Below are 17899 nucleotides of genomic sequence, written 5' to 3'. Positions count from 1 at the left end.
CCTCACTCGGTTGAAAGAATCGGCGCGGATGGGAATCGCGCCCGGGATCATGGCGTCAACCTATGAACGGCCCCTTGCCGGGTCAAGGACGCTCACACCGAGATGAAGGGATGCCAGCGCCGCGTCCAGCGCGGGGGCCGAAATCTCCATATATTCAAGGGCCTCGGTCCAGAGCAGGACGGCCCTGACCGGCTTTTGGGGATAAAGCCGCGCCAGCACCGCCCGGTACAGCGCAAGCTGCCGGACATAGACGGCGGGCGCCTCAGTCGCGCTTTTGGGCGCCGCCTGGTTGGTCTTGAAATCGACGATCAGGACCTCATCCGGACGAACGACCAGCCGGTCGATCTGCCCCGACACCAGCGCAGGCTGGAGGCCTGGCCGCTCCAGCCGGCCGACGATGGCGACCTCCGCCCGGCTGCCGGCGGCAAACACCGGTGCAAAGCGCGGCTCGGCGATCAGCGCGAGCACCTTGTCGGCCAGCGCGGTGCGGTCGGCCTCCGCCCAGTCGGAGGCATTGCGCGCCATGAAGCCGCGCGCGGCCTCGCGCCGCCGCTCGGCGGCGATGTCGGGCAGCGACTGGAGCAGCCGGTGCACCAGCGTGCCGCGTTGCAGCGCGAGCGCGCGCGACTGCACCGATTCGCCTGACCGGACCGCGCGGCCTCCCTCCGCAGACTGGCCCGAGGGGCGCACGGAATCGTCGTCCTGCATCTCGCGCGGTGCCGGCGTCCGCAGCCAGTCCGGCAACGCGATCGTCTGATCCACGAATGTCGCGGGCGTGCCGAGGGCAACGACGTCCTCCGGCCGGGCGAATCGCGTCACCTTGCCAAGCGGCGTTTCCAGCGTCTGCTTCTCCAGGCCCGAGCCGGTAAGCCCGGTGTCGACCAGGTCGTACCAGCTCAGCTTGCGGACCGTCCTCATATTGCCGGGCATGCAGCCGCCGACGATCAGCCGGTCGGCCGCGCGCGTCATCGCGACATAGAGCAGGCGGCGATATTCGTCCTCGGTCTCCTCGAGCATGGCCTTGCGGGCCTCGGCGACGGGCTTGGGATCGTCGGCCTTGCGGCCCGCCCACACCACCACCTCGCCGCCGTTGCCGCGCGGCACCTGGATCAGACGGACCCGCTGCGAGTCCGCGGGCGACGACGTGGTGTCGACCATGAACACGACGGACGCTTCAAGGCCCTTGGCGCCGTGCACGGTCATCACCCGCACCTCGTCGCGGGAGATTTCCATGTCGCGCTTCACCTCGGTGTCGGCCGAGCGCAGCCAGGCCATGAAGCCTTGCAGCGACGCCGGCGCCTTGCGCTCGTAGTTCAGCGCCAGCTCCAGGAATTCGTCGAGCGCGTCATTGGCCTCGTGGCCGAGCCGGCGCAGGATGCGCGCGCGTCCGCCGTCGCCGCCAAGCAGCCAGGCGTAGAAGGCGAACGGTGTCTCCTCGCGCGCGCGAGTTTCGCAGGCCTCGAGCCGCCGCAGCACCGCGGCGAATTTCTCGCTTCCGGCCGCCTGCTCGCCGAGCGCCCGGCGCAGCGAGCCCTTGCGGCCCCAGGCAAGCGCAAACAAATCGTCATCGTCGAGCCCGAACAGCGGGCTCTTCAGCGCGACCGCAAGCGCGAGATCGTCCTGCGGCAGCAGCAGCGCGTCCGCAAGGTTCATCAGGTCGATGATGCCGATGTGCTCGGTGAGCTTCAGCCGGTCGGCGCCGGCGACCGGCACGCCAGCGTGCTTCAGCGCCTGGATCACGGCATCGAACGCGTTGCCGCGTCGGCGGACCAGGATCAGCATGTCGCCGTAGCGCAGCGGCCGCCGCTCGCCTTCATGTCCGGTGAGCGTGCCGCTTTCGACCAGCCGCTTGATCTCGGCCTGGATGCGGCGGGCGAGCTTGACCTCGGGGCTGGTGACGGCAACGCCGTCGAACGGCGCGCGCCAGCCCTCGATGTCCTGCCTGTCGTCGGCTTCAGCCAGGTCCCACAGCTCGATCACGCTTGGCCCTGCATCGGCGAGCGCATTGTGCAGGGGATGGCCGATCTCGACCGAATGGATGCTCTTGTAGATCGCGGGGTCGCGGAAGACGTGGTCGACCGAGTGCAGGATCGCGGCGCCCGAGCGGAACGAATAGGTGAAGGCGACCGGATCGAATTTCAGCCCGGCGGCGGTGAACTTGCGGTGCAGCTCGCGCCGGCGCGCGTCGAATTCCCGGGGCTGCGCGCCCTGGAACGAGAAGATCGACTGCTTCTCGTCTCCGACGGCGAAGATGGTGCGGTTCAGCCCCTCGCGCGCGCCTTCGCCCGCGGTGAACTCGGAGATGATGTGCGCGACGATGTCCCACTGCCGCGGACTGGTGTCCTGCGCCTCGTCGATCAGGACGTGGTCGACGCCGCGGTCGAGCTTGTAATGCACCCAGCCCGAGGAGACGCGGTTGAGCATCGCCAGCGTTTTGTCGATCAAATCGTCATAGTCGAGCAGGCCGCGCTCCTGCTTCTCGCGCCGGTAGTTCGCGGCAGCAGCGGTCGCGATATGCAAGAGAGCCGCCGTGCGGTCACGCATGGTTACCGCGCGGCGCTTCTCGATCAGTCCAGCGAGGCGCTGGGCCTCGTTCTCGAACAGGCGGGCGATGGAGGGATTGTGATCGCAAAATTTCTTGGTCAGCACCGCCTTGCGCGGCAGCTTCTCGTCGGTGAGGAAGACGCCGAGATAGGCGTCGACCTGCGCGCCGCCCGAAAACGCTTTTGCCTCGCGGAGCCGGCTGGCCTGGTCGTTGTCGGATTTGCTGCCATCTTCCAGCGCAAACGCGATGTCGTCCCAGCGCGATCGCGGCAGGAATGGACCGTCGAGAATCTCCGTCTCGACGTCCTCGATGCGGTCGGCGGCGTCAACGCCCAGCACCGCCGCCATCTGCGCGGCGGCAGCTTCTGCGTTGCCGGCCTCGTCGGTCCAGGCCATGAAATGATCGCGGCTCAGACAGGCCTCGCGCACGACCTCCTTGAAGGTGACGTCGGCGGCGCTGGCCATCGCGGTCAGCAGCGCGCGGCCTGTGACCGTTTCCGGGTCGCGCGCGGCCTCCAGCAGCACCTTCAGATTGGCGCGCTCCATCATGTCGGTCTGGTCGCGCTCGTCGATGACGGAGAAGCGCGCCGGCACGTTGGCTTCGAACGGAAACTGCTGGAGCAGGCGGGTACACAGCGCGTGGATGGTCTGCACCTTCAATCCACCGGGGGTCTCCAGCGCACAGGCGAATAGCTTTCGCGCTTCGCGTCGCAGCTTTGCGCTGGGATGCGGGATGCCGACGGCACGGATCGCGGCATCGAGCGCGGTGTCGTCCAGCGTCACCCAATGGCCGAGCGTGGTGAACACGCGCTCGGCCATGTTGGCGGCGGCGGCCTTGGTGAAGGTGATGCAGAGGATCTTTTCCGGCGGCACGCCCGACAGCAGCAGACGGATCACGCGCTGCACCAGCACGTGCGTCTTGCCCGAGCCCGCATTGGCCGACACGAAGGCCGATGCGGTCGGATCGGATGCACGCGCCTGCCTGGCGCGCACCTCATCGGGGATTGGGCGTGGCGCCTTCACCATTCCTCGATCCCCAATCCGCCGGCTGCCGACCACTCCTTGATGCGGGCGAGGTCGTCATAGGTGCCGTAGCGGTTGGACCACATCGGCAGGTTCAGCGAGGTGTAGGCCTGGTTCTCGTCCTCGAAGGCGCGGATCAGCGCTTCCAGCTTGGCCCGGGCCTCAGCGGCAGCAATATCCGGCGGCTGCGGTTCGTCGCCTTGCTTGTACTTGAGCTCGAGGATGCGCTCCTCGCCCGGCGGATTGTTGCCGCTGAGGCGGACATAGACGAGCTGGCTCACGGATGAGCCGGCGTCGATGTCGGGAAAGCCGCCTTCGCGCAGGATCGCCGCCTCCAGCGTGAGCTGCGGCGACAGGCCCATGCGGACCTGCTTGCCGGTCGGCGGCTGGCCGGTCTTGTAGTCGAGGATGGCGTAGCCGCCGCCCTGGCGGCGCTCGATGCGGTCGGCGCGCGCGGAGAGGCGGAAGCTGCGTTCATTGTCGAGCGTGATCGAGATCTCGCCGCGGGTCTCCGCGGTGATCGCCTCGACCACGTCGCGCCGTGCCGTTTCCCACTCGCCGAACCAGCGCGCGATGCGCTGGAAGCGCGGCCACCACAGCGCGCGCGCCTCGGGGCGCTCCATCAGCGGCGCGAAATGCTTTTCGCCGATCGCGCGCAGCACGCGGGCGGGATCGTCGGGCAGACGCGTCGCATAGCGTTCCGTGAATTCGCCGATCGCATCGTGGATCGCCGAGCCGCGGTCGGCGGCCGACAGCGGCATGTCGACGGGATCGAGCGCATCCAGCCGCAAGATGTGCTTGGCGTAGATCGTGTAGGGATCGCGCAGCCAGTCCTCGATCGCGGTGACCGACATCTTCAGCGGCCGTGTCGCGCGCGGCGGTCGCGGTTCGGGTTGCTTGATCGGCCTGACCTCGTCGGGCTGGTCCAGCCGATCTGCGAACCGCACGTATTTCTCGCCGGCGCGGATGGCCGCCTTCCAGCGATCGTCGCCCGCAACCGCCTCCAACCGATGCAGGAAGCGCGAAGCCACCGCTGGCGCGCCGCCGGCCTTGGCGGAATGGGTGAGGATCACCTCATCTCCTCCGAGCAGCTGCGCGAAATCGTGGGCGGAGAGGCCGATGCGGCGCTCCGGCAGATCGAGGCCGAGCTCATGCCGCATCGGGCGGCTCAGCCAGGGATCGATGCGCGGCGCCGGCGGCCAGACGCCCTCGATCAGGCCACCGACGATGATGCGGTCCGCCTGCATCAGGCGCGATTCCAGCGGGCCGTAGATCTGGAGCCGCGCGCCCGGCTTGTCACGCCGCCGTACCGCGCGATCGCCGAACGCGGTCTGGAAGACATCAGGGTAATCAGGCAGCGGCACCATCAGTCCGCTGGTCGTGCCGCCGCGCAGGAGATCGTCGAAGGCGCCGGCGAGCGCGAGGCCCTCGCGCTCCTCGAAGGCGAGCGGGATGCCTTGCTCGTCGCGCGACAGTTCGATCATGATCTCGCGATGCCGGTGCGCGAGCTCGGCGAAGTCATATGGTTTTGACGACGCCAGACTCTCGATCGGCGCCAAGGCCCTCTGCAAGGCATCGATCAGGGCCTGGACCCGATCGAGATCCTCCGCCTTGAGGCGTGCGCGCGGCTCAGCCTTGTGGAGCGCGGAGACCTCGCTGCGCCACAGCTTGGCCAGTTCCTCGCGAAAGCGGTTGAATTCACGCAGCAGGCCTGCCGAGCCCGCAGGCGGACGCGTGCCGCGCAAGACGGCGAGCTCCAGGCCTTCGATCGCCGCCTTCCAAGCGCCCGGCGCGCGGCCCAGCCGGCACAGTGGATGTTTCAGCATCGCCAGCAGCGTCGGCGGCTCCAATCCCTTGGTCGCCGCTTCGGCCGCAAGGCGCGCAAAAACGCCGGCGGATGTCTCCATCAGCACGTCGCCGCCGGAATCGTCGAAGGCGAGATCCCATCGGGTGAGCGCAGCCATCACACGGCGCGCCAGCGCGCGGTCCGGCGTGACCAGCGCCGCCGATTTGTCGAGGTGCCGCGCCTCGCGCATCGCGATCGCAATCGCCAGCGCTTCCATTTCAGGGTTGGGGGCTTCGACGACCGCGAGGTTTGTCATGCCGCCGGCGATCTTTGCCGCGACATCCGGCTGCTTCAGCCGGTCGTGCCAGACTTCCGTCTTGGCGGAGGGCCGCATCGATTCGGATGCGAGCAGGTCGCGGCCGCCTTCCGCCGGCGCTTGAAGCAGCTCGACGTCGCCGCGCTTGATGCCGAAGCGCTCCAGCAGCGCGTGCATGGCATATTGCGGATGGTTCGACGCCGGATGCTCCGCGAACTTGCCGAGCGCATCGCGCACGCCGCCGATGGTCCGCCAGGCATCCTCGTCGAGATCAGTGTCGAGGCCCGGCAGCACCACCGCGCCATGCGGCAGCGAGGCGACCGCATGCAGGAATTTTGCGGTGGCCGGCATCGAGCCGGTCGAGCCGGCCGCGATCACGGGCCCATGCGGATGCGCGGTCAGGCGCTTCGCTTCCGCCGCGATCAGGAGGTCGCGCCGCGCCGCGGGCTCGATCCTGTTGATCTCGGCGAGATGGCCGGGCCAGGCGATGCGAGCGATGCGCAGGAATTCGAGCGAGTGCTGCCAGTAGCGATCGAGCTGGTCCGGCACCAGGCCATCGAGCGCGCTCCAGTCGACCCCGCGCGTCACCATGTCGTCGATCAGGCGCGCGAGATCGCCGGCGAGAGCCAGCGTCGAGGCGGGGCCGCCGACCACCAGCGGCGACAGCACCGGCCCCTTGGCCCAGGCCGCGACGAGCTGCGCCAGCGTCAGCCGTCGCTCGAGCTCGCCAAGGCGCGGCGGGATGTCGAGCGGCGTTGCGCCGGAAAACTGCTCGCCTTCATCGGCGAAGGCGAGCTCGTCCTCGTCGATGTCGCCGAGCGCGACGATGCGCGGCAGCACGACCGCGTCAGCCTTCATCTCGTCGAGGAAGATCTCCCGCACGACACGCATGGCGCGCCGGGTCGGCAGGTACAGCGTGGTGTCCGCAAGCCGCGCCGGCTCCCTGCGCGCCTCGAATCCCGCGACCAGCCGGCCGTCGAGCAGGGCCGTGACGACCGTGCGCAGGAACGGAACTGAGATGGGAACACTGAAAACGCGCATCGGCTGCCTGATTCGGGATCAGGCGCCAATATAGGGAGGCGGACTCAAATGGTCATTGGCTGTGGCGGGGTCTTCCCCGCTCTCCCACTGTCATTCCGGGGCGATGCGAAGCATCGAATCCGGAATCTCGAGATTCCGGGTTCGCGCTTGCGCGCCCCGGAATGACGGGAAGCCCCTACGCCACGCTCTCCAGAAACGCCTCTTCCGCGGCATGCACCGCATCGGGCGTGCCGACATGCATCCAGACGCCGTCGAGGCGCAGGCCGAACAGGCGCTCCTGCTCGTTGGCGCGGTCGAACATCTTGGTCAGCGAGAACTCGCCCTGCGGCGCATCGGCGAAGATCGACGGCGACAGGATCGCCGCGCCGGCATAGACGAACGGAACGACCTCTTTCTCCTTGCGCTTGCGCAGGGCTCCGTCGGGCAGCATGCCGTAATCGCCGCGGCCGCTATAGCCGATGCTGGTCGCCGTCGGCGCCATCAAGAGCAGGATGTCCATGCGCGCGGGATCGAAGTTTTCGGCAAGCCGCGCCAGGTTCGAGCGCACGCCGTCGATCCACAGCGTGTCGGAATTGACATGGAAGAACGGCGCGTTGCCGAGCAGCGGCAGCGCCTTGACCACGCCGCCGCCGGTGCCGAGCACCAGGTCGCGCTCGTCCGAGATGGTCACGCGCGGATGCTGGCGCGATGCGACGTGATCGATGATCTGGTCCGGCAGGTAATGCACGTTGACCACCGCCTCGCTCACGCCGGCCTGGCCGAGCTTGTCGAGCACGTGGTCGAGCAGCGGCTGGCCCGCCACCGGCACCATCGGCTTCGGCATCTTGTCCGTCAACGGACGCATGCGCAGGCCGAACCCTGCGGCGAGCACCATGGCTTTGGTCGGTTTGACGGACATCGTTTGCTTTCTCAGATTCGTCTTTCTCAGCCTCGTGGACTCAGAACTCTTGGGATTAGAACTCTTGGAATTACTCTCGAAATTGCCCTTGCAATTCGCGTTCGCGGCAATCCTAGCACGGGACTCATTCAGCCGCACCGCATCTCAACCGCCTTAGCCACCTGCCGTGACGGTTGTACGACGGGTGTGGCCGTTACGCCCCGACGGATGCGGAACGCGCCTTTTTCTTCTTGTCGCCGAGCTTGAGGAAATTGACGCCGATCTGGTCGCCATTGACCCAGGCAAGCTCACAGCGCCGGTACGCGAGTCCGGTGGACGACAGCAGGAGAAAAAATTCCTTCAGATGGAGCCCTTCGACCGAACCGTCGATGGTCAGCTTGGCGCCGCTCTGGGAGACGTCCTCCATGGTGCAGTCGCGCCGCCACGTGCCGTCGATTCCCATCATCTGGGCTGGAATCCCACGCTCGAAAACAACCCGGCTGTTGCTGCGCTGGTCTGTCTTCACCGCCATCTGCCCTTGCTCCAGCCCGGTAATTATTCGGCTCCTTGCCGCCAGAATACCGACGTCTTGGCTAACAGCCGGTAAATCGGGCTCGAATCAGCCTTGGGGCGGTTCTGGTGCCGGTTCTTGTGACGGCCTTTGGGGTGGCGGGACGTTGGCGAGATACCAGTCGCGCAAATGGCTGAGCGCGGGATGCGCCAGCGAGCGCTGGAGGTAGGTCCAGATCCGCGGCTGGTGGCGCAGGTAATGCGGCTTGCCGTCGCGGCGGTTGAGCCGGGCGAAGGTGCCGAGCAGGCGGGTGTTCCGCTGCGCCGACATGATGGCGTAGAGCTCGGCGAAACCGGCCGGATCGAAGCTCGCATCATCAGCGCGGCGCGCCTTGATGTAGCGCGACAACAGCGCCAACTCGAGATTCTCGGGCACGTCGATGCGGGCGTCCTGGAGCAGCGACACCACGTCGTAGGATTGCGGCCCGAGCACGGTGTCCTGGAAATCGATCACGCCGACGCGTTCGATGCCGGTGCGCATCCCGAGCCAGATCAAATTGGGCGAGTGATAGTCGCGGATGATCCACGTCCTCGGCGCGGCCAGCGGCTTCTGCAGCAGCTCACGCCACATCGTAAAGAATTCCGCGCGCTTCGGCTCGCTCAGCGGCGCGTTGCGATCGGGCAGATACCATTCCGGCATCAATCCGATTTCGATCAGCATCGCCTCGATGTCGAAGACCGGAATGGCGTAGCTCTGCCCGTCCAGCGGCAGCGTCTCCGGCAGCGTCTTGCCGTGCAGCACCGCCAGCACGTCGGTCGCGGCTTCGTAGCGCTCGGGAATCGGGCGCGGCGGGTTGCCTTCGATTACGCCTTCGCTGCCGAAATCCTCCGATATCAGGAAGCCGTGGTCGAGATCGGCATGATGGATCGCGGGCGCCGAGATGCCTTGCGCGCGCAGGCCTTCGTCGATGGCGACGAAGGGTTTGACGTTTTCGGCGAGATGCACCGCGGCGCTGTAGGACTTTCCGTTGTAGAGCGCCGCGCCGTCGGGGCGCTGCGGAAAGTTCATGAGGATGACGATCTCGTCGTCGCGCAGCAGCCGCGCGTAGGACCGTGTCGAGGCGTCGCCGGCCATGCGCCGCCGCGTCGCGTCGAGATAGCCGGATGCGTCGAGGAATTCGCGCAGCGCTTTCAGACGCGCGACCTGGGCTGCGCCCTTGCCGTAACCGGTGACGTCGGCGGCACGTGCGTTCGAGCCCAGAGCCGGACGATGGGTGAGTGCGATGTCGATGCGATCCTCGGGCAGCGCCGACGGCGCACGCTCCGGCCATTCGATCAGGACAAGCGTGGCATCCGGCATCGGCGACAGCCCGATCTCCTCGAGCTCGCTCTCGTCCTCGACGCGGTAGAGGTCGGCATGCATGACCGGAAACGGCGGCAGCTCATAACCCTGCACCAGCGTGAAGGTCGGGCTCGGCACTTCCAGCGCCTCGTCGTCGGCGAGGTAGCGGATCATGGCGCGGGCGGCCGCGGTCTTGCCGGCGCCGAGGTCGCCGGTGAGCGTGATGACATCGCCCGGCCCGACCAGCAGCGCGAGATCGGCCATCAGTTGCGCGGTGGCCGTCTCGTTGTGAAGCGCGACGGAGAATGTGGTTGGCGCGCTCATTCGGCGGCGTCGCGATGCGCCGCCTGGTCGGTCGGGAAGTCGCAGATCACGACCGTGCCCCTGCCCACGATCGAATCCACCCGCACCTTGCCGCCATGCAGCTCGACGAAGGAGCGCACCAGCGACAGGCCGAGCCCGGCGCCGCGGTGACGCGACCCCTGCGAGCGGCTTTCGAACCAGTTGAACACCTTGTCCTTCATGTCGGCAGGTATTCCAGGCCCGGAATCTGTCACAGTGAAGACCACACTGTGCTCGGTGCGACGCGCGCTGATGCCGACGGTGGAATCCTGTGGAGAAAACCCGACGGCGTTGGCGAGGAGGTTATAGAGCACCTGCACCACGCGCTTTTCGTCGCCGATGAAGCTGCCGATATCGGGCGCGATCTCGACCTTCAGGCGGATGCGGTCGGTGGCGAGCCGGTCCTGGATGCCCTCGGCGGCGAGCTCGATGGTCTTGCTGACGTCGACCGGGCCGAGTTCCAGCTTCATCGCGCCGGCGTCGATGGTGGCGAGATCGAGGATGTTGTTGGTCAGCGCCAGCAGCGCGTTGGTCGATTTCGTGACGTAGTCGAGATATTCGGCCTGTTTCGGCGTCAGCGGTCCGGTCGAGGGGTCGCTGAGGAAATGCGCGAAGCCGATGATGGTGGTGAGCGGCGAGCGCAGCTCGTAGGAGACGTGGTGGACGAAATCCACCTTCATCTGGTCGGCGGCCTCCAGCGCCTCGTTGCGCTCGCGCAGCGCGCGCTCGACGTTCTCGGTGTCGGTGATGTCCTGGAACGTCAGCATGGTGGCGCCGTCGTGCAGCGGCCGGATCATGCCGTCGAGCACGCTGCCGTCCTTGCGCTCCAGCTTCAGCGGCACGTCGGCGCGGCTCTCGATCGAGGTGACGGCCTCGCGGATCTGCCGCCAGACCACGGGGTCGTCGAACAGCTGATGGCACCAGCCTTCGACGGTCTGGATGTGCGGCTCGTCGCGCATCGCGTCGCTCGACAGCTTCCACATCCGGACGAAGGCCGGGTTGAACAGCTGCGCCTTGCCGTTGCTGCCGAACACCGCGACGCCCTCGGCGAGGCTGTCCAGCGTCTCGCGCTGGACGCGGATCATGCCGTCGAAGCGGCGGGCGAGCTCGAGGCTCTCGGTGACGTCGTCGAACAGATAGGTGACGCCGCCTTCCGGGTTCGGCGTGGTGACGACGGAGAGGGCGCGGCCGTCGGGCAGATACCAGGTGTCCTTGGCGGCCTCGACCGCGCGATACGCCTCGTGCAGCTTGGCCTTCCAGGCGCGGAAGTCGGGCTGCTCCGGCAGTTTTCGCGCGGCACGGAGCTGGTCCAGCACGCTGGAATCATCGGGATTGGCGTCGAGGAAGGTACGGTCGAGGTCCCATAGCCGGCGGTAGGAATCGTTGTAGAAGGCAAGGCGCCGGTGGCCGTCGAACACGGCGACGCCGGAGGAGAGCTGGTCGAGCGTGCGGCGATGCGCCTCCGCCATCCGCACCAGCGCCGAGCTCAGCGCATCCGCCTCGCTGGCATCGATCGCGACGCCGACGCTGCCGCTGCCGACATTGACGGCGCGCACGTCGTAGATGCGCCGCTCGCCGCCGATCACGATCGGCAGCCGGGAGGTGAAATTGGCCGCGTCCTTCAGTCCCCGTTCCATGGCGCTGCGGTCGGCGCTGTCGAGCAGCTCGAGCTTGCGCTCGTGGGCGTCGCTGAAGCTCGCAGCCTCGGTCGCACGGACATAGGCCGGGTTGGCGAACGTGAGCGCACCGTTCTCGCCCTTGGCCCAGATCGGCCAGGGTGCCGCCGCAGCGAAGCCGCGCAGCATCTCGGTCTCGTCGGAGAGCGCCTTGTAGCGCAGATTGGTTTCGGCGAGATCCCGGCGCAGGCCCGAGAGTTCGCGAATCCTGACAATGGCCTGGCCACCGATGGCGCGGCCAATGGCTTCCAGCGTATGGCCATGCGCGGTGGTCAGCGTCAGCTGGAACCCGTCGCCGCGGTCGCGCAGCGCATCCACAGCGTGGTCCATCTGGAGCGCCGGTTCCGGCGGCAGCCAGGTTCCGAAGGCGAGCACGCGCTGCGGGGAGGAGTCGCGCGGCAGCACCATCGAGACGTCGCCGGAAATCTGCGCGCGGTTGTCGCCCGCCGGCCAGGAGATCAGGATCTGCGGCTCGGCGAACAGCAGCGCGCCGAAGCGGTCGGCCTGGAGTTGCAGTTCCCCGATCCGCGCGCGCAGCCGCGCCTCGTTCTTCGCCGTGCGCACGCGCGTACGCATCAGCAGGATCGCGGCCATCACCGAGAAGCCGAGCAGCGCAAGCGCGGTGGCGAGCACCGCAAGTTCCTGCCGGTTGAAGTCCAGCAATTCCGAAAGTGTGCCAACGAAGTCGGCGGCCTCAGCCGGCGCAGCCGGCAGCAGCGCCGCGAGAGCGCTCCCGATCAGGCCGTCGCGCACGAGCGATGTGCACGATAGCAGCGTCCGACGCATCGACACGATCACGCCTGACATAGTTGCCCCAAGACCGCACGAATTTACGCGCGGCGACCCCCGTCGCGCGCGAATCAAACGACAATACCCCCACCGTGACTCCACCGGTAAGAGTCCAGATCGTGAACGCAAAGGCGGCCCCAAAAAAATGCGGGACGTGGCGTTCCGGGTTCACGTAGTTCTTCGGGGAATTCGGCTGGAGTTGCCGTGCGTTAGCGGCCCATGCGAATTGTTGCCCCGATGAAGGTGCGCTCCCCCTCCCGCTCGCGGGGGAGGGTTGGGGAGGGGTGTCTCCGCGGTGGGAATCCCCAAGAGGAGAGAACCCTCACCCGCGTCGCTTCGCTCCGCGACCTCTCTCGCAAGCGGGAGAGGTGAAGCCCAACTCGCTGCCGTGCGTTAGCGCCCGGTCGAGCCGAAGCCGCCGGCGCCGCGATCGGTCGCCGACAAGGTCGCCACGGGAACCAGCGCGGCCTGAACCACGGGTGCGATGACCATCTGCGCGATCCGCTCGCCGCGCTTGATCACGAAGGCCGCTGCGCCGTGGTTGATCAGGATCACCTTGATCTCGCCGCGATAGTCCGCGTCGATGGTTCCGGGCGAGTTCAGCACGGTGACGCCGTGCTTGGCGGCAAGCCCCGAGCGCGGCCGCACCTGCGCCTCGTGCCCGGGCGGCAAGGCGATCGCAAGGCCGGTCGGCACCAGCGCATATCGGCCGGACGCAAGCGTCAGCGGCGCGTCCTCCGGAACCGCGGCCATCAGGTCGAGACCGGCGGCCTCCGCCGTCTGATAGGCCGGCAGCGGCAGGCCCTCGGCATGCGGCAGGCGTTGCAGTTCGACCGTGACTTTCGTGCTCAAGATGCGGGCTCCAGGGATTTGTCGATCACACTCTTGACGATATGCGCGATCAGCTCGGTGGCGACCTGTTCCTTGGTCATCGCGGGCCAGGAATCAACCGCGATCTCGCCGTTCTTCTCACCATTCTTGCGGCTGATGAGGTGGACAGTGTTGCGGTCGCCGCCCATCACGCCGGTCGCCGGCGAGACGTCGTTGGCGACGATCCAGTCGCAGCCCTTGCGGGCAAGCTTTGTCTTGGCGTTGTCGATGAGGTGCTCGGTCTCGGCGGCGAAGCCGATCACCAGCGGCGGGCGCTTGTCGGTCAGCTTCGAGATCGTGGCGAGGATGTCGGGGTTCTCGACCAGCTGGAGCGGCGGCATGCCGGCCGAGGTCTTCTTCAGCTTCTGCTCGCCCTCATTGGCGACGCGCCAGTCGGCGACCGCAGCGGCGAAGATCGCGATGTCGGCGGGAAGGGCCGCCTGCACCTGCTCCAGCATCTGCCGCGCCGATTCCACATGCTTCACCGTCACGCCCTGGGGATCGCCGAGATCGACCGGGCCGCTCACCAAGATCACCTCGGCGCCGGCGGCCTGCGCGGCGGCGGCGATGGCAAAACCCTGCTTGCCGGAGGAGCGGTTGGCGATGTAGCGCACCGGGTCGATCGGCTCGTGGGTCGGGCCCGCGGTGATCAGCACGCGCTTGCCGGCGAGCGGGCGCGGCACCGGCGGCCGCAGCAGGCGCTCGGCGGCGGCGGCGATCTCCAACGCCTCGGACATGCGGCCGATACCGGCTTCACCCGCCTCGGCCATCCCTCCGGAATTCGGCCCGATCAGCACGACGCCGTCGCGCTGAAGCTGCGCGACGTTGCGTCGGGTCGCCGCGTTGTTCCACATCAGCGGATTCATCGCCGGCGCCAGCAGCACCTTGCGGTTGGTCGCGAGCAGGATGGCGCTGGCGAGGTCGTCGGCATGGCCGTTCGCCATCTTGGCCATCAGGTCGGCCGTGGCGGGGGCCACCACGATCAAGTCGCAGTCACGGGCCAGGCGGATATGGCCGGCGTCGAACTCGCTCTGGGGATCGAACAGGTCGGTATAGACGCGCTCATGCGAAAGGGCGCTGACCGAGAGCGGCGTGACGAATTGCTGGGCCGCGTTGGTCAGCACGCAGCGGACCTCGATGCGCCGCTCCTTCAGCCTTCGGATCAGGTCGAGCGATTTAAAGGCCGCGATCCCGCCGCCGATGATCAGAGTGACGCTGGCCTCGGCAAGGGCGCCGGTGCGCTGAGGCGTCGGAGCGGTGGATGCCGTAGGCGGCACCGCAAAGGGCGTCAACGGCTCCTCACGGCCCTCGATCAGCTCCCGCAGGATGACCCGGACCTCTTCCTCAAGGGACCTGTGATTCTTGGCCGAACGCAGCCGCAGATAGGTTTTGACGTGTTCGTCGAGCTTGCGGATGGTTAGGCTCGCCATGACGCCCTCCGGCACGGAATGATAGCGATGCTATCAATCGAATGATTGCAATGCAATCACAAATTCCGGACGGCGATCAGGATCCCGATGAAGGTCGCTGCGATGATCCAGAGCGCCACCGTGCGCCAGCGGTTCTTGCGGCCCTCGCTGCGGCCCATCGCCGCGATGCTCTCCGGCGACAGCCGCAGGCCCTCCCGCGTCATGGTCTCGAGCTGCTCGAGCACTGCAACGGAGCGCTGCGCGATATCGGGCAGGCGCATCAGCACGCGGGCGAGGTCGCCGCCGCCGGTGAGCGCGCCCTGCACCCGGCCGATCGGCCCGAGATTGCGCTCGATCCACTCACGCACCACGGGGTCGGCGGTCTTCCAGATATCGAGCCTGGGATCGAAGCCGCGCGCCACGCCTTCGACCACGACCATGGTCTTCTGGAGCAGGATCAGCTCGGGCCGTGTCGTCATGTCGAACAGGCCGGTGACCTCGAGCAGCAGCGTCAGCAGCCGCGCCATCGAGATCTCTTCGGCCGTGCGGTTGTGGATCGGCTCGCCGATGGCGCGGATGGCTTGCGCGAAATTCTCGACGGAGTGGTGCGCGGGCACGTAGCCCGCCTCGAAATGCACCTCCGCCACACGGCGATAATCGCGGGTGATGAAGCCGAGCAGAATTTCGGCGAGGAAGCGCCGCTCCTTCATCCCGAGCCGGCCCATGATGCCGAAATCGACCGCGACGAGGCGGCCGGTGTCGTCCAGGAAAAGATTGCCCGGATGCATGTCGGCGTGGAAAAAGCCGTCGCGCAGCGCGTGGCGCAGAAAGCTCTGGATCACCTTGCGGCCGAGATCGGGCAGGTCGACCTGTGCCTCTGCCAGGCGCTTGTGATCGTTCAGCGCGATGCCGTCGATCCACTCCATCGTCAGCACGTTGTGCGTGGTACGGTCCCAGTCGACCGTGGGCACGCGGAAGTCGAGATCGTCGCCCGTGTTCTCCGCCATTTCCGACATTGCAGCCGCTTCCAGCCGCAGGTCCATCTCCATCGCGACCGAGCGCGACATGGTGTTGATGACCTCGATCAGGCGCAGCCGCCGCGCCTCGGCCGAATAGGTCTCGGCCTTGTGCGCAACGTAGAAGAAATCGGAGAGATCGCGGCGGAAGCGCGAGGCCACATTCGGGCGCAGCACTTTCACGGCGACTGCCTTGCGGATGCCGTCACGTACCACTTCGCCGCGATGCACCTGAGCGATCGAGGCGGCGGCGACCGGCGGGCCGAGGCTCGCGAACACGTCCTTGAGCGGACGCTCCAGGGAGGCTGCGATCGCAGCTTCCGCTTCTGCTTGCGAAAACGGCGGCAGGCGATCCTGGAGACTTTCCAGGTCACGCGCCATGATGACGCCGACGACGTCGGGGCGCGTCGCCAGAAACTGCCCGAGCTTGAGATAGGCCGGGCCCATCCGGGTCAGCGCGCGCGACAGTCGCGGCCCGTGCTTTGGACCGCGCCGTTCGACGATGCGCGCAAGCTTCAGCGCGAGCTGCCCGGGCGGCGGCACCAGGCTCGGATCGACGGAGCCGAACACGCCTTCGCGCGCGAACACGAACGCAGCGCGCATCAGGCGCGCGGTGTGGGTAATTGCAGAAATCACAAACGCCAGCCCGAATGCAGTGCGACGATGCCGCCGGACAATGTCTGCCAGTTCACGCGGGCAAAGCCTGCGTCGCGGATCATGTCGGCGAAGGCGTTGGGCCTGGGAAACTTGCGGATCGATTCGACGAGATATTGGTAGGACTCGGCGTCGCCCGTGATCATGCGGCCGAGCGGCGGGATCACCTTGAACGAGAACAGGTCATAGAGCTTGTCGAGGCCGGGCATCTCGACGGTGGAGAATTCCAGGCACAGGAAGCGGCTGCCGGGCCTCAGCACGCGATAGGCCTCGCGCAGCGCCAGGTCGATCTGCGGCACGTTGCGGATGCCGAAAGCGATCGTATATGCGTCAAAGCTGCGGTCGGCAAAGGCGAGCGCTTCGGCATTGCCTTCGACGAAATCGACCTGGGTCTCGAGATGGCGCTTGGCGGCGCGCTCGCGGCCCACGGCGAGCATGTCGGAATTGATGTCGCAGACCGTGGCGTGGAAGCCGGGGCCGGCGGCCTTGGCGGCGCGGAACGAGATATCGCCGGTGCCGCCGGCGACGTCGAGCAACGCGAACGGCCGGTCGCCCCTCGGCGGATCCAGCGCGTTGATCATGATGTCCTTCCAGACCCGGTGCAGGCCGCCGGACATCAAGTCGTTCATCAGGTCATAGCGCGACGCAACGCTGTGAAACACATCGTTCACCAGCGTCTGCTTGTCCCCCAGGGGAACGTCCCTGAAGCCAAAATGCGTGGTTTCGCCCGGCCGATCCATTACTCTACTCCACGAGGCGGACCATAGCGCGCCCGCCGCAATGGCGCTATCACACCGCCCTCATAAGGTGAATGCCTGACCATGCCTGAATTGCCCGAAGTCGAGACCGTCCGCCGCGGCCTTCAGCCCGTCATGGAGGGTGCGAAGATCGTCGTCGCGGAGGCCCGCCGGCCGGATCTGCGCTTTCCGTTCCAGCCGGACTTCGTGGCCCGGCTCCAGGGGCAGGTCGTCACGGGGCTTGGCCGCCGCGCAAAATATCTCATGGCCGATCTGGCCTCCGGCGACGTGCTCTTGATGCATCTGGGCATGTCGGGCTCGTTTCGCGTCATCAAGCCGGACAATGATGTCGCACCTGGGGAGTTTCACTATCCACGGGGTAAGGACACCACCCATGACCACGTGCTGTTTCGGATGTCCTCCGGCGCCGACATCGTCTTCAACGATCCGCGCCGCTTCGGTTACATGAAAGTGATCGCGCGCAACGCGCTCGAAGACGAGCCGCTGCTCCGCGGCCTCGGCCCCGAGCCGCTCGGCAACGAATTCGATGCCGCGATGCTGGCGCGATCCTGCGAAGGCAAGGCCACCAGCCTGAAGGCCGCGCTGCTCGACCAGCGCGTGGTGGCAGGGCTCGGCAACATCTATGTCTGCGAAGCGATGCATCGCTCGCACCTGTCGCCGCGCCGGATCGCTGCGACGTTGGCGACCAGGAAGGGCGAGCCAACGGATCACGCGAAGAGATTGGTCGGTGCGATCCACACCGTGCTGAACGACGCCATCAAGGCCGGCGGCTCGTCACTGCGCGACCATCGCCAGACCACAGGTGAGCTCGGCTACTTTCAGCATTCGTTCAAGGTCTATGACCGCGAAGGCGAGACCTGCAAGACGCCTGCCTGCGGCGGCACGATCAAGCGCTTCACCCAGAACGGCCGGTCGACCTTCTGGTGTCCGAAATGTCAGAAGTGAG

The 17899-nt window shown here is 67.1% G+C and carries 11 protein-coding genes; 1 reads left to right on the top strand and 10 read right to left on the bottom strand.

Annotated elements, in window-relative coordinates; genetic code table 11:
- Positions 1-60: 60 nt before the first annotated feature.
- The 10 genes from addA to ubiE form a co-directional block, all read right to left on the bottom strand.
- A complete protein-coding gene (gene addA, locus AAFG50_RS41610) occupies positions 61-3570 on the bottom strand; it encodes a double-strand break repair helicase AddA (RefSeq protein ID WP_028172499.1) in 3510 nt (1169 codons plus the stop codon).
- A complete protein-coding gene (gene addB / locus AAFG50_RS41605) occupies positions 3564-6710 on the bottom strand; it encodes a double-strand break repair protein AddB (protein ID WP_028172500.1) in 3147 nt (1048 codons plus the stop codon). Before addB ends, addA begins: the two co-directional genes overlap by 7 nt.
- A 175-nt stretch (positions 6711-6885) precedes the next feature.
- On the bottom strand, positions 6886-7608 hold the full coding sequence (locus AAFG50_RS41600) for a nucleotidyltransferase family protein (protein WP_028172501.1): 723 nt from the start codon (positions 7606-7608) through the stop codon (positions 6886-6888).
- Between the two features lie 193 nt (positions 7609-7801).
- Complete coding sequence (locus AAFG50_RS41595; RefSeq protein WP_011083578.1) at positions 7802-8119, bottom strand: PilZ domain-containing protein; 318 nt, start codon at positions 8117-8119, stop codon at positions 7802-7804.
- Between the two features lie 87 nt (positions 8120-8206).
- Positions 8207-9763: a tRNA (adenosine(37)-N6)-threonylcarbamoyltransferase complex ATPase subunit type 1 TsaE gene (gene tsaE, locus AAFG50_RS41590; RefSeq protein WP_028172502.1), complete on the bottom strand. Its 1557-nt coding sequence runs from the start codon at positions 9761-9763 to the stop codon at positions 8207-8209.
- Positions 9760-12264: a PAS domain-containing sensor histidine kinase gene (locus AAFG50_RS41585; RefSeq protein WP_028172503.1), complete on the bottom strand. Its 2505-nt coding sequence runs from the start codon at positions 12262-12264 to the stop codon at positions 9760-9762. Before AAFG50_RS41585 ends, tsaE begins: the two co-directional genes overlap by 4 nt.
- A 375-nt stretch (positions 12265-12639) precedes the next feature.
- Complete coding sequence (gene dut, locus AAFG50_RS41580; protein ID WP_011083581.1) at positions 12640-13098, bottom strand: dUTP diphosphatase; 459 nt, start codon at positions 13096-13098, stop codon at positions 12640-12642.
- Positions 13095-14546: a bifunctional phosphopantothenoylcysteine decarboxylase/phosphopantothenate--cysteine ligase CoaBC gene (gene coaBC / locus AAFG50_RS41575; protein WP_028172504.1), complete on the bottom strand. Its 1452-nt coding sequence runs from the start codon at positions 14544-14546 to the stop codon at positions 13095-13097. Before coaBC ends, dut begins: the two co-directional genes overlap by 4 nt.
- Before the next feature lie 56 nt (positions 14547-14602).
- Positions 14603-16177 (bottom strand): 2-polyprenylphenol 6-hydroxylase, encoded by a 1575-nt coding sequence (gene ubiB, locus AAFG50_RS41570; RefSeq protein WP_011083583.1) that lies wholly within the window; start codon positions 16175-16177, stop codon positions 14603-14605.
- Positions 16174-16935, bottom strand: a complete 762-nt coding sequence (gene ubiE, locus AAFG50_RS41565) for a bifunctional demethylmenaquinone methyltransferase/2-methoxy-6-polyprenyl-1,4-benzoquinol methylase UbiE (protein ID WP_028172505.1) — start codon at positions 16933-16935, stop codon at positions 16174-16176. Before ubiE ends, ubiB begins: the two co-directional genes overlap by 4 nt.
- A gap of 81 nt (positions 16936-17016) precedes the next feature.
- Between ubiE and mutM the strand changes: the two genes are divergently transcribed.
- A complete protein-coding gene (gene mutM / locus AAFG50_RS41560; protein WP_028172506.1) occupies positions 17017-17898 on the top strand; it encodes a bifunctional DNA-formamidopyrimidine glycosylase/DNA-(apurinic or apyrimidinic site) lyase in 882 nt (293 codons plus the stop codon).
- The last annotated feature ends 1 nt before the right edge of the window (position 17899 follow it).

It is taken from the genome of Bradyrhizobium sp. B039 (assembly GCF_038965675.1).
Classification (GTDB): Bacteria; Pseudomonadota; Alphaproteobacteria; order Rhizobiales; family Xanthobacteraceae; genus Bradyrhizobium; species Bradyrhizobium diazoefficiens.
This window is presented reverse-complemented; position numbering and strand designations above follow the sequence as displayed.